This is a genomic window from Pseudomonas sp. St316 (genome assembly GCF_018325905.1).
Taxonomy (GTDB): domain Bacteria; phylum Pseudomonadota; class Gammaproteobacteria; order Pseudomonadales; family Pseudomonadaceae; genus Aquipseudomonas.
The window spans coordinates 4,128,218-4,141,322 of sequence record NZ_AP021901.1 but is presented as its reverse complement, the minus strand read 5'-3'; the positions used below and the strand labels follow the sequence as shown (position 1 = coordinate 4,141,322).

At 55.8% G+C, this 13,105-nt stretch carries 10 protein-coding genes and 1 pseudogene; 6 read left to right on the top strand and 5 right to left on the bottom strand.

All coding sequences use genetic code 11. The features are described 5' to 3' along the window. Window positions 1-26: 26 nt before the first annotated feature. Window positions 27-1,160, bottom strand: a complete 1,134-nt coding sequence (locus tag KI237_RS18210; protein ID WP_212796439.1) for an SMP-30/gluconolactonase/LRE family protein — start codon at window positions 1,158-1,160, stop codon at window positions 27-29. 252 nt (window positions 1,161-1,412) lie between these two features. Continuing rightward, window positions 1,413-1,970 (bottom strand): hypothetical protein, encoded by a 558-nt coding sequence (locus KI237_RS18205; protein WP_013692809.1) that lies wholly within the window; start codon window positions 1,968-1,970, stop codon window positions 1,413-1,415. A 555-nt stretch (window positions 1,971-2,525) separates the two neighbouring features. Between KI237_RS18205 and KI237_RS18200 the strand changes: the two genes are divergently transcribed. The 6 genes from KI237_RS18200 (at window position 2,526) to KI237_RS18175 (ending at window position 9,327) form a co-directional block, all read left to right on the top strand. After that, window positions 2,526-4,640: an acetate--CoA ligase family protein gene (locus tag KI237_RS18200; protein ID WP_212800645.1), complete on the top strand. Its 2,115-nt coding sequence runs from the start codon at window positions 2,526-2,528 to the stop codon at window positions 4,638-4,640. Window positions 4,641-4,707: 67 nt separating this feature from the next. Continuing rightward, window positions 4,708-5,748, top strand: a complete 1,041-nt coding sequence (locus KI237_RS18195; protein ID WP_212796438.1) for a CDP-6-deoxy-delta-3,4-glucoseen reductase — start codon at window positions 4,708-4,710, stop codon at window positions 5,746-5,748. 55 nt (window positions 5,749-5,803) lie between these two features. After that, complete coding sequence (locus KI237_RS18190) at window positions 5,804-6,535, top strand: enoyl-CoA hydratase/isomerase family protein (RefSeq protein ID WP_201005377.1); 732 nt, start codon at window positions 5,804-5,806, stop codon at window positions 6,533-6,535. Window positions 6,536-6,598: 63 nt separating this feature from the next. Beyond that, window positions 6,599-7,393 (top strand): enoyl-CoA hydratase/isomerase family protein, encoded by a 795-nt coding sequence (locus KI237_RS18185; protein ID WP_212796437.1) that lies wholly within the window; start codon window positions 6,599-6,601, stop codon window positions 7,391-7,393. A gap of 55 nt (window positions 7,394-7,448) precedes the next feature. Further along, on the top strand, window positions 7,449-8,381 hold the full coding sequence (locus KI237_RS18180; RefSeq protein WP_013692814.1) for a LysR family transcriptional regulator: 933 nt from the start codon (window positions 7,449-7,451) through the stop codon (window positions 8,379-8,381). Between the two features lie 193 nt (window positions 8,382-8,574). Beyond that, the gene (locus KI237_RS18175; protein ID WP_013692815.1) at window positions 8,575-9,327 is read left to right on the top strand and encodes an IclR family transcriptional regulator; all 753 of its coding nucleotides are present in this window, start codon (window positions 8,575-8,577) and stop codon (window positions 9,325-9,327) included. Between the two features lie 121 nt (window positions 9,328-9,448). On the opposite strand, the gene KI237_RS31095 is transcribed toward KI237_RS18175, so the two are convergent. From KI237_RS31095 to KI237_RS18165, 3 genes and pseudogenes are all read right to left on the bottom strand, one after another. Beyond that, window positions 9,449-10,216, bottom strand: a complete 768-nt coding sequence (locus tag KI237_RS31095) for a methyl-accepting chemotaxis protein (protein ID WP_374005037.1) — start codon at window positions 10,214-10,216, stop codon at window positions 9,449-9,451. 87 nt (window positions 10,217-10,303) lie between these two features. Then, window positions 10,304-11,401, bottom strand: a pseudogene (locus tag KI237_RS31090) (cache domain-containing sensor histidine kinase); the annotation flags it as partial. A gap of 173 nt (window positions 11,402-11,574) precedes the next feature. Further along, the gene (locus KI237_RS18165; RefSeq protein ID WP_013692817.1) at window positions 11,575-12,945 is read right to left on the bottom strand and encodes an MFS transporter; all 1,371 of its coding nucleotides are present in this window, start codon (window positions 12,943-12,945) and stop codon (window positions 11,575-11,577) included. Between the last annotated feature and the right edge of the window lie 160 nt (window positions 12,946-13,105).

Below are 13,105 nucleotides of genomic sequence, written 5' to 3'. Positions count from 1 at the left end.
GTGTTGGTAACAAGCATTGAGGCGGCTCATTTGAATGACGCCGGAGGCAAGCCATGGGTGAACACCTTGGCACTGAATATTGTCGCTCCTTGCCCCTTATCTCCATCACTGGTGACGGAGTACAAGGTGTTCGTATTGGGATCAATGGCGAGGCTAGTCGATAGCAGGTTGTGCCCTTGTTCGCGCCCCGGCAGCAGCACCTGACCAATCGGGATACCGATCTGGTTAAAGACCATTACACGACCTTGCCCATAGATCGCCACATAGACATTGCCATCGGCGTCGACCCGCATCGAATCGGGGGAGGGCCCCGTGAAACGGTAGGGGATGGACGAGCTGATGGTGGCGATGGTAGTAGCGTTGGCCAGGTCGATGCGATGCAGAAGATTGCGGCCAAATTCAGTTGCCCACAGCGTTTTTCCGTCTGGACTTAGCGTAACGCCGTTGGCCATCGAGAGATGCGGCAAGACGACAACGGGAGTCGAAAGATCGGGAGAAACGTAATAGATTCCGCCCTTTGGCTCGGTCGAAATACCTTTGAAGTCACTGAAGTAAAAACCACCCTCTTTATTGAACACCAAGTCATTGGGCATGAATCCGGCGTCTTGCGCGATGATGGTTTGCATTCCCGTGCCATCGGGTTTGACTGCGAAAATCGCGCCGAGGTTGCGATTCAGATCGAGAGCCGCGATGAACAGGCGTCCGTCGGGATGAAATGCCAGTCCACCAGGGGAGAGGTTCTCTATCGTGGCTACGATTGAAAGCTGTTTGGTCGGCGACAGGCGAAGTACGCGTTTACCCGAAACATCACAGAAAAGCAGGTTGCCCTCGCGGTCAAAGATGGCGCCTTCCAGTATCCGTCCTTCGTTGGATGCTTTGAACCAGGTTTGAGCTGTAACCGTTGGAAGGCTTCGTTCCGATACTGGGATGGGCACTGGGTCTTGGGTCTGCTTGTCGTAGGCCAATGATGAAGAGGAGGGGAGTGGCCCGGCGTATGCGCCTGTAGCAACGCTGGCGGCGCCAATGGCCAGACAGGCCAGCAGGCTGCGGAGCTGGAGTTTTTTGAGCGCCCCATGAACACTGGTGCTGTTTCTTCTATCCGAACGTTTCCTACAGGCATGAATGCTTGTCGCGTTTATCACTGTGTGCGGCGCAGGCATGTCGAGTTGTGTCAGCGTGGGTAAAGCGGTCGTAGCGAATAGCCGGCTGGGGGCGCGCCGGATATCGGCACGACCAGCCCTTTGAAATTGAACGTTACGCCAATGCTCATAACGAACTCCATTGTGCAAAGCCTTTTACTCCCCCTCAGGGGCGTAGACTTGTTTATTGTTTGATAGGGTGAAGCCGTGTTTCTTACGCGTTAACGTTGGGCACGCGACCAGCGAATGTCAGTCCGCCGGAGGGGCCCTACTTCAAATCTCTTCCCGGGGGTACTGGAGCACGAGGACCTCGGCACCTTGGTCGCCTGCTTGGATCTCGAACTTTTCCTCAGTTGATTCCACGACGATCATGGACCAGAGAGGAAGCTCCTCTTCGCCATGCAGCACGCTGCCGTTTCCGACGAAAACGTAATAACCCGATGCAATACCAGGGGGCGGACCGTCCACCTTCATACCAGCGCCCAATCGTAATACCTGAGCGCGCAAGCCATCTGCCTCATCTTCAAAAAGCAGTTCCCAACTCGCTTCTTCGCGGGCCTGCATCACAGGGGCAATGGAGAACTTGATGGGCTCGGACGTCAGGTGCCGGCGTTTGCTGGGACGCAGTTGTTCCCGGTAGCCAGGTTCACTCAAATAGACCGGTTGGGAGTTTCCGGTGTACATCCGCATGGCGACGAAGGACAGCCCTTGCGGGCCCGCCACGATCGGACCGTAAGCCGTGTGATGGTCTTTGAACTGGACGGTGAGCGGTTCCAGCACCTGACCGCGATTACCCAGTGTGCCACTGCCAGCGATGAACAACTGAAACATCGACACCCCGTGGAAATGGGGCACTACTGCTTCGTGTGCTCTGAGTTCAGACATTGTCGCCTGAGGGCCTGGGGCCCGCCCTTGAGAGCTCCGCGGGCCAAAGAAGGTCGTTCCCCAATGCTGGTTCCCGGTACCGGGCGAAACGATAACGCTCCGATTTGCAAGGGCGTCTGCCCCACTGCGCGTGTAAATCATCACCAATGCTCCTATTGAATCTGCATGTATTCAGGACAAATCAATCGTCCATACGAGGCCGTAACATCCCCTCGCTCGACGCAAAATCATACTAGCATGTGTTTTGATAATTAGCACAAGTTTCAATGAGTGGAACTTTTGAGTGACAGGTGCGTGCTGAGTTAGCGCCGGTGCAAGCTTGTGTAAGATGGTGTTTGTGGTTTCATTCATTGAAACCTATTCCAAAAATAATTGACTTTCGTCTAGCAGCGGACGACAGTGCACCGTGGCAGCTCTGCTTTTGGGGAGAGCAGAGAAACGACTGCATCTCTTTACCTCGTCTCCCGATTTTCGATAGCGATCAAGGGCTTCAGTACCGATATGAATAATTACAAAAACTTGCTTGAACCACGTTCGATTGCGGTTGTAGGCGTGTCGGAGGATGCGGGACGTCCCGGCTCTCAGGCCGTAAGAGCTCTGATGAGCAATGGATACACCGGCGCGATCTATCCGGTGAATCCCAAATACGAAACCTTTGAAGGTTTGAAGTGCTATGGGTCCGTTGCCGATATCGAAGGCGACGTCGACCTCGTAGTGGTTGGCGTTCCTGCGCAGGGCGTTTTAGCCGTGCTGGAATCGAGTGCGCAGAAGAAGGTTCCTTTTGCGGTGGTTCTGAGCGGTGGCTTTCGAGAGAGCGGTCCGGAAGGGATTCTCCGTGAGGAGAAAATGCTCGCGATTGCCCGGGCGGCGGGCATGCGCATTATCGGGCCCAACTGCCTCGGTTTTGCCAACATCCATTCTCGGGTCTACGCCGCATTCGGCAGCATTACGCGTGAACCGAAACTCGAGAAAGGGTCGGTATCGCTGGTGACGCAGAGTGGAGGATTCGGCTACAGCATCGCCCTTGCATGCGCCGAAGCGGGGATTGGTTTCCGGCATGTGATCGCGACGGGCAACGAAAGCGACGTCAACACGGTGCAGCTCATTGAGGCGCTGCTTGATGATGACGAGACACACACCATCGTCGCCTATATCGAGGGAACCAACGACGGTCGTGCGCTGTTGGAAATCGGCCGCAAGGCTACGGCGCGTGGCAAGCCGATTCTGCTCTGGAAGGGCGGCGTCACCGAGCAGGGCGCACTGGCGGCCGCATCGCATACCGCCAGCATGACGGGTGTCTATGATTTCTATCGTGCCCTGTTCAAGCAAACGGGGATCGTCGAGATCAGAGAGATCCATGAAGCAGTGGATTTCCTCAAGGCATTGGAAAGCAAAAAATACCCGGACAATGGGGGTGTCGCGGTGATGGGGGTATCGGGCGGGTCTGCGATCGTATTTGCAGATGCGGGTGAGCCTGAAGGTCTGACCTTGTGTGAACTTGGTAACGATACCCAGCAAAAGCTGCTGGCGGTCGTGCCTAACATCGGGGCCGTCCATAATCCAATCGACCTTACCGCAGGGTATTTTTCGGCGGCCAATGCGCAGAAGTTGGAAGCCGCTGTAAGCGCGACGCTTGAAGACCCCGCCGTAGGATCGCTTTGCATTAACCTGGCAACCACAGGCGCCTCTGGCAGCCTGGCGGCAGCCCAGGTATTGGCCCGAATTGCCGCGTCGGCGTCGAAGCCGATCCTGGTTTTTTCCTCAGCCCCCAGCGTTCAGGTTGCAGAGGCGCTGCGTGTATTCGCTGATGCGGGAATTCCGGTGTTGCCTTCGCCGTCGCGAGCCGCCAAAGCTATCGCAATGCTGATGCGATTCAAGCGGACTCAATCGCGCATTTTGCAGATGCAAGAGGATGAGGGGCTCAAAGTAGAGCGAGCTTCTGTACCGCTTAGCACCGCCGTTGGCAGTCGGGCATCGTTGTCCGAGGTCGAGTCCAAGGAAATGCTGCGTTCAATCGGTATCCCCGTCACAACCGACCTGATCGTGAAGGGTTTTGACGCTGCGCTGTTCGACAAAGTCAAAGCGCCCCTGGTCGTCAAGATTGTCTCTGCGGACATTGCGCACAAAACCGAAATAGGCGGCGTAAAGGTCGGCATTCGGACAGCCCAGGAGCTGGAGTCAGCGATCGAGCAGGTGTTAGCCAACGCGCAACGGCATGTGCCTGCCGCCCACATTGAGGGTGTCCTCGTTTCCGAGATGGTGACAGGTGGTTTCGAACTGATTGCCGGGGTGGTCAAGGATCCTTCATTTGGCCCTGTGGTGGTAGTCGGCGCAGGTGGGATTTATGCGGAAGTACTGAAGGATTCCGCGTGTCGAATCGCCCCTTTCGGCCTGCCAACCGCTATGGAAATGCTCGATGAATTGCAATGCAGCGTGATCATGCACGGGGTTCGGGGCGCGCCTCCCCTTGACGTCGATGCTGTTGCCCGCGCGTTGGTGGCGTTATCGCAGTTTGCCTGGGAGCAGCGCAGCGATATAGCCGAAATCGACATCAATCCAATGTTTGTACTGCCCCTCGGTGTGATTGCCGCGGACGCCTTGATTGTGCGCGGTTAATGAACCGCCCCAAGCTTGTCGCGAGAAAGAGCAATGTACAAAACATTCTGTAAAGGGGTGAATCGCTATGAATGACAGCCTGTCCGCCACATTGACGCATCGGGTCAATGTGAAGCCTATCGACCGCACGTTCGAGGTACAGCAAGACGATACGATACTTGCTGCCGCCCTCAAAAGCGGGTGTCAACTGCCCTACAGTTGTCAAAATGGCATCTGCGGAACCTGTCGGGCCAAAGTACTCGACGGGGTGGTCGATCATGCGGAGTCCAGCATGGCGATACTTTCCAACGAGGACCGGCAGCAGGGATACGCGCTCCTGTGCCAGGCAAAGGCTTTAACAGCATTGACGATCGCCTGCGAGGTGGTGGAAGCAACACAAGACATCCCTATTCGACGGCTTGTTTCCCGTGTCGATCGTCTCGAGCGCCTGGCCGAGGATGTGATGAGAATTCGCCTGCGCCTCCCTGCCAAGGAGTCTTTCAGGTTTTTGCCTGGGCAATATATCAACGTCGTGATGCCAGGCGGTATTCGTCGCAGTTTGTCGCTGGCAAATGTGCCCGACGACAACGTGTTGGAGTTGCATCTCAGGAATTACGGTGGCCCGTTTAGCCAACACGTTTTCAATGTCATGAAAGAAAACGACCTGGTGCGCCTTGAAGGCCCACTAGGTACTTTTTTTGTGCGTGAAGACAGTAGCAAACCAATGGTCTTCGTTGCCAGCGGCACAGGGTTCGCACCGATCAAAGCCATGATTGAGCGCGAACTTGAAAAAGCATCGAGTCGTGAAATAACGCTCTATTGGGGCGGGCGAAGGGCTTCGGATCTGTATTTGAGTTCCGTTGCCGAGGCTTGGACGAAAAGTCACAACGTCACGTTCATACCTGTCCTGTCAGAAGCGCACCCCGACGACCTATGGGAAGGTCGGGTCGGCTTTGTTCACCGTGCAGTCATGGAAGATTACGAGGATCTTTCCCAACATCAGGTCTATGCCTGTGGAGCGCCCGTCGTCGTGCAATCGGCAAGGCAGGATTTTGTGGCATTACGCAACCTCCCCGAGGAAGAGTTTTTCGCGGACATGTTTGTGTCGGGACAAAAGACTCCCCAGTAGAACTCGTGTCGTGTGTCTCGATGAAATAAAAACAAGCACGTAGAGGAAGATGTCCGTGGATGAACTAGCCAGCGAGTTGACGGTTGAGCGACATGAGTCGCTCCTGTGGATCACTCTTAATCGTGTCGCCAAGGCGAATGCGATGACGGTGGATATGATGGAGCGTGTGACGGCTGCACTGCAGGCGGCCACTGATGACCCGCAGATAAACGCGGTGATGTTGACCGGGTCGGGTGAGCGCGTGTTCTGCGCAGGGGTCGATATTCGTGAACAACCGGCGGACGGTGATACGGCACGCCAGCGTGAACGAAGGTCGTTGGCGTTGGCGGCGCTGCAGGACGCCGTGATGGACTGCCCCAAGCCAGTTGTCACAGTGCTCAATGGTACCGCGACGGGAGGTGGCGCGATGCTTGCGCTCTTGGCGGATGCCTGTGTCGCCGTCGATACCGCGAAACTGTCGCTGCCCGAAATTGATTTGGGTATCGCCACCTTCTCGGGTGCGAACATTTTAGAGGTCATCGGCGGACGCGCTTTGGCGCTTGATCTGATTCAGAGCGGCAGGGCGATGAAGGCTACCGAAGCATTGGCGAGAGGGCTGGTCCGCGAGGTAGCCCTGCGAGACGAACTCCATTTGAAAGCTTCGTCGCTGGGGCAGGCGTTGGGGGCAAAGAACCCGCGCACGTTTGCTGAAAACAAGCGGTGGCTCAATCGTTCGCTGAGAGCTGCATTGTTGCAGGCTCGGGACGAGCATGCACGACACCGTGCACTGGCTCAGGCCGAGCAATAGCGCCGCGGGCAACGAGTGTGGTTTTGCACGGGCGACGTGTCCATATCGAACTGAGGGAATATGATGTCTGATCTAGAAGTCAGTACCGTTGGCCGGGTCATGGTAGCCAAGCTAAACCGGCCCGAAAAAAAGAACGCCTTGAGCGAGAGCATGCTGGATTCACTTCGCACTGCATTGATGGCTGCCGATGAAAATGATGACATCGGTTGTTTCGTCATCACCGGTGCCGGTGATGCATTCTGCTCCGGAGGCGACCTGGGCCGTCGGGCCGCCGAAAGCGCAGAGGGGGATCCAACGCCGCTCGAGCGTAAAATCAGATTGCAAAAAGTCACCCACCAGGTGGCATTGGCGATCGAGAACTTCGAAAAGCCACTCATCGCGGCGGTAAACGGTGCGGCGGTGGGGGCGGGCATGGATCTTTCGTTGCAGTGCGATATGCGTTTCGCATCAGAGTCGGCTCGATTTGCTGAGGCTTATATTCGTGTTGGCCTGATCCCTGGAAATGGCGGTTGCTATTTGCTGCCGCGCATAGTCGGTACCGCGAAAGCCCTGGAATTATTATGGACGGGTGATTTCGTCAGTGCTGAGGAGGCGTTGGCATTGGGCATCGTCAACCGAGTATTCAGTGATGACGAGCTCATGCAGCAAACGCTGGATTTTGCTACACGCCTGGCGGATGGCCCTCCCATCCAGCAACGCAGCATAAAGAAGCTGCTATACCAATCGCTGCGCACTGATTTGCGGACGAGCTTGGAGTCGGTGGCTGCGCAGATGGCCGTGGTGCAATCCACGGATGATTACAAGGAGGCCATCAAAGCTTACAAGGAAAAAAGGAAACCGCGTTTTATCGGCAAATAGCGTGTCGTGCCTGGATCGACCGGTCCAGGCATCGTTGTGATAGTGGAGGTGTCCGATGGAACTGCGTCAACTGCGCTACTTTGTCCGGGTAGTTGAGTGTGGAAGCATGGGGCGAGCAGCGCTTGAACTCGATGTTGTCACCTCGGCCCTCAGTCAACAAATCAGTCGACTGGAGAATGAACTGTCCGTTCGGTTGCTGCTAAGAAAGAAGAGCGGCGTGCAGCCCACCAGCGCCGGATTGGCATTCTGGCATCGAGCACAATTGGTGTTGCGCAACGCAGAGGATGCGGCCCACGCGGCCAGGACTGGACGGTTCGCCGGGCATGTCACGGTGGGATTGGCTCCATCCACCTCAGGCGTCGTTGCACTGCCGTTCATGGAGGCGATGCGAGAGCGATACCCGGATATTTCCCTTCGTATTGTCGAGGCGTTATCGGGCAACCTGGAGCGGATGCTGAGTGCTAGACAGATCGATCTTGCGATATTGTTTGGCGCTGATCATGGGCGCAGATTCAGCACTCAACCGCTGGTAAATGAACGTCTTTTCGCTATTTCCGCAGCTGACTTTTCCCTGGTCCGCAAGAGTGAATCGCTGTCAATCAGTGAGCTTTCCAACGTTCCCCTTATATTGCCCGGCAGTACGCACGGCCTCAGGGCGCTGATAAACAATGCTTTTGAAAGAGAAGGCTGCACGATGAACGTCATCGCGGAAATCGACGGGCTTGCGATACTCATGGACGCGGTGGGGGCGGGCTTGGGGATGACGGTGCAACCTAGCGCGGCGCTTGCAAGGCATGATAAAGACCGTTTCGATACGGTACCCATTTCCGAGTTCAATTTTACCCGCTTGAATCAAGTCGCCAGTTTGTCGGACGATGAGTTATCGCCGGCGGGTTTGGCAGCACGTGTTGTTTTGGCTGACGTCGTTCGCACGTTGGTTTCGGATAAACGTTGGCTGGGCACGCAACTGGTAACTGTGCCCGACTGAACAAGGCGCGGTCGCCAGCCGTCTCGATGTGCCTCCGTTCTCGAGTTCGGTGGGTGGAACTGAAGTTGGCGAGTGAAATAGCGTCATGCTAGTATGTTATTTTGAGACTGATTCTCGTTTGTTGGCGAATGAAGCATTTCGTGTCGAGGAGGATCGTTACGATCAACGATTTTGATGGGGTTTTTCAAGAATGATGCGCTCTGTGCAACGTATCTTGGCAGTTTTCGAAAGCTTTAGTTCAGACCGCAGCAGCCTTACGCTTCAAGACATTGCAGACCGTATCGAGCTACCGAAGTCGACGACGTTTCGTATTGTCCAGAGTCTTGAAAAGGCTGGCTACCTGGTACGTCTCGAGCAGCAATATTGCTTGTCCTTCCGGTTCACGCGCTTGGCTGGCCTGGTAAAAAGTACCCTGGGTATTCGTGAGATCGCTCGACCCGTATTGCAAGAACTCGCTGAGCAGACTGAAGAAACAGTCTCCATCCATGCGGTGAGTGATCGCAATCGAGTCTGTCTCGACTCGGTCACTACCAGCTCGGCACCCTTGCGCGCGGTGGTCCAGGCGGGTGAACAGATTCCCTTGTTGGTAGGGTCTGCTTCAAAGGTCTTGATGGCCTATATGCCCAAAGCCCAGCTCACCCCGTTAGTCAAAAATGTTGCCAAAGCGACGAAGCGCACCAATGGCGCGGTGCTTGAAGAGTTCGCCATGATCCGGGAGCAGGGTTATGCCGTTTCCCATGGCGAACGGCTGTTAGGCATCTCGGCGATCTCGGTACCCATCAAGGACGTCAATCAAGAAGTGCACTATTGCTTGTCGGTGGGGGCACCGACTGTCCGAATGAACATGAATGAAAAGGAGTTTATCGAGTTGGCAGTCAAAGGTGCCGAAGTCATATCGCGACAATTCGGTGGAGAGGTGGCCTTGCCCGCCCCTACATCCGACTGATGATGTGCGCCTGGCCTCAAGCCTGGATGTCTTGACAGCGACTCATCGTGAGAACGAAACGCTCCGCTGGTCACTTCCATGCGAATGGACCAGTTGGGACTTCCAGGCGAACGACGACGGTTCACGATTTGAAGCGCCCCACCAGACCGTTCAGTTCATCTGACAGACTCGACAACTTGCCGGAGTCATCCTGTGCAGAGTTGGCCAAGCTCTCCACCAGCCGAGCCTCGTCATAAATCTGCTGGATATGCCGATTGATCTCTTCGGCCACGCTATGCTGCTCTTCAGCAGCGGCGGATATCTGCAGGTTTTGATCCCTTATTTCATTGACCGATAATTGGATGCCTTCAAAGCTGTCCCGAGTGCTCTCGATGGACGATACGCTGGCGTGCGAGAGCTCCAGGCAACTACCCATTTTGCCCATGACCTCCTGGGTCTTGCTGCCTAGTGCGCCGAGCAGTTGCTCGATTTCGCCGGTCGAATCGGATGTGCGCTTGGCCAGTGCTCTGACTTCATCTGCCACCACTGCAAATCCTCGGCCTTGATCGCCCGCCCTGGCGGCTTCAATGGCTGCGTTCAGGGCCAGCAGATTGGTTTGCTCGGCAATGGCGCGAATGGTGCCAAGGATCTGGTTGATGCTGCGGCTGCCGGCTTCGAGCTCTGTCATGGACTGCGACGACTCGGTCAGACGGCGTCCCAGGCGATTCACGTTGTCCGTGGTGATCTCGATCTGCTGCTTGCCCTCCGCCACACGGCGATGTCCGTTCTCGGCGGACTCTGCTGCGCCGCTGCATGAGCGGGCCACCTCATTGGCGGTTGCGACCATCTCGTTGAACGCGGTCGATACCAATTCCACCGCTTCGCGCTGTCTTCCGGCGGCCTCGTTCATGTTGTTGGCAACCTCGCTGTTAACCCTCGAGGCATTTTGCAGATTGCTCGATGCGGCGCCGATGTGTTGGATCAACTGACGTATGGCGCTGAGAAACTTATTGAACCAGCCTGCCAGTTCAGCGGTTTCGTCGTTACCCTGAAACTCTAGTTCGCGACGCAGATCTCCCTCGCCCTGTGCGATCGATTGCAGTCCGGTGCTGACCTGGCTGATGGGTTTGACGATGGACTGGGAAAATGCCACGGCGACCAGGGCAAAAATGACTGTCAACCCGCCCACGATGAGGGTAGTGAGATAGGTCATGCGAGTGGCCGCGCTCATGACTTCACTGCGCTCGATCAAGCCGATATAGCGCCAGCCAAGATCAGGCGACGTCCAGACGTTGGCCATGTAAGGGATCCCATTGAGTTCAACCTCGGTTGATCCCTGCGGGATGGCGGCCAACTTTGCATAGGCCTCGCCCAGGTCCTTGAGCGGCTTGAAGCTATGCGTCGTGTCGCGGGGGTCTACCAGTACGATTCCGTCCTCGATCAACATCACGTAGCCGCTTTCGCCAAGCCTGATGCTTTTGACCAGCTCGGTGAGGTTCTTCAAAGACACGTTCACGGCTAATACACCTTTGACGATACCATCGCTCGTGATCATTGCCCTGGCTGTTCCCACCAGTGCAGCATCTTCCTTACCGTAATCATAGGCTGGGTAAAAAGCGGGTGTTCTTACGGTTTTGCCAGGGCTCGCCATCGCCGCTTTATACCAGGGGCGTGAACGTGGATCGTAGTTGGCCAGTTGAGGATCATCTGGCCATTTGGCGTAGGAGCCGTCCTCCAGGCCGATGGAGAGAATCGCCGCTGACGGGTGGGCCGCACCGTAATGCGCAAACCTTTCGATCAGTTGCTGGGCCGCAGGAGGTAATGGCCGGCTGGCGGCATCGCCGCTCTGGTAGTTCTTCAGCGCGCCAACCGATACATAAACTGGATCGGTTGCCATTTGATCGACATTTTGCTGGCTGGCGTCGAAAAACTGGCGAATGTTGCCGTCGATCTGGCGTATTTCCCGCGTACTGCCATCCATAAACTGATCAACTGCCAGCGTTCGTGTGTTAGTCACCGAAATCACTGCGACCAAGCTCACGGGTATAAACGCGACCAATACGAACGTCAGCACAAGCTTGTTTTTTATTTTCATTGCTAAGCCCATAAACAGGGAGGACGGGCAAACGGCCAATTTGGAGCGGTAGTCGCCTTTACACCCGATCCTGTTCGGGTGCGGTATGTTCGGCGGCTCAGCCGATGAGGCGGACTGTTTTCAGTCCGCGCACATCTTGAGCCGCTCAGCGATCAGTTGACTGCAAAAAAGGGTTATGTAGAAAGCTCTTGCCGCATTGCTTTCTGGGGCTGTGGCAATTCACTCGCCTTGTTGCTTGTCTTGTTGCCCACCGAGGTGCGCAGGTTTATTCCACGAGTCTCAGGAACAAACTGAGTTGTGATCAGACAGAGCACGGCAATCAACGTGACGTAAAAGGCCGGCGCCAGCGGGGAGCCAAACGCCTGGGACAGGTACGCAGCGATCAATGGGCACGTTCCGCCGAACATCGCGACACTTGTCTGATAGGAAATGGCGTGTCCGGTTGCACGGAACGATGTCGGGAAAAATTCCGCTGCGGCCACAAAGCTGGCTGCCCCATAAATCCCCAATCCGGCAGCGAGGAGTGTTTGCCCGGCCACAGCGCTAGCGAAGGAACCCGAGGCAGCCAAGTACATGGCCGGATATGCCGAGAGTGCTATCCATGCCGCACCAAATGTCAGTACTCGCTTGCGGCCAAACCGATCGCTCAATAAACCTCCTAACGGAAGTAGGGCTGAAAGTACGATGACGGCGATGGCGTTTGAGATCAAAGCCGAGGTGGAATCCAGCTTCCCGACCTCAATTAGAAAGGTGTACATAAAGCCGAGCAATAGGTAAGCCCCTACCGAAAAAACCGGTTGGACCATGAACACGTGCAACATACCCCTCAATCCACCGCAGCGAATGGCCGCTATCAGCGGATTTTTCTTGATTTTGCTGGCTTTACTGGCCTGGCGGGCTTGCTTGTACTCTTCAGGCTCATCGATGTTGCGGCGCAGCCAGAACCCGACAACTCCGATAATGCCTCCAAGAAGGAAAGGGATGCGCCACGCCCAGTCTGAATACGCTTGATCCCCTGCTCCAAGCTGGAGTGCGACGACCAAACCGGCCACGACGGCGTTGGGCAGGTGAGAGAAAATCAGCGTGAAGCCAAGCCAGTATCCTCTGCGGTTCTCCGGTGCTGACTCGACGATGTAGCTGGTCGAGCCGGTCGTCTCGCCACCCAGTGCCAAGCCTTGTGCGATTCGACAGAGCAACAGCAGCAACGGTGCGGCGATCCCGATGGTTGCATAGGTCGGAAGCAGCCCGATGATCGCGGTGCCTAGTGCCATGAGCCAAACGGTCATTGCCATGACCCTGATACGGCCAAGGCGGTCCGCCAGATAGCCAAACATCAAGCCACCCAGGGGGCGGGCTACGAAGGCCACTGCATAGACTGCGAACGTGCTCAGAAGCGCGGCAGTTCGATCTGAGCCGGGAAAAAAATGAACGGATAAAATGGGTATTGAGAACCCGAATACAGCGAAATCGTAGATCTCACCGAAGTTCCCGATAGCGCCAGCGGCTAGCGATCGCCGAGAGCTGGTCGTTTTCGTCTTCGTCATGCGTCTTCTCCTGTGACAGGATGGTTTTTATTAGTTGATGCAAAGCTGATGCATCAAGACTGCAGGATGAAACAGTGTTGCTTCGCCATCAGGCCTTAGAGATGTTCGAGGCGTGGATCAATGTTGCATTTTCGCCAGATGAGTCTTGGTGGTCAGCGAG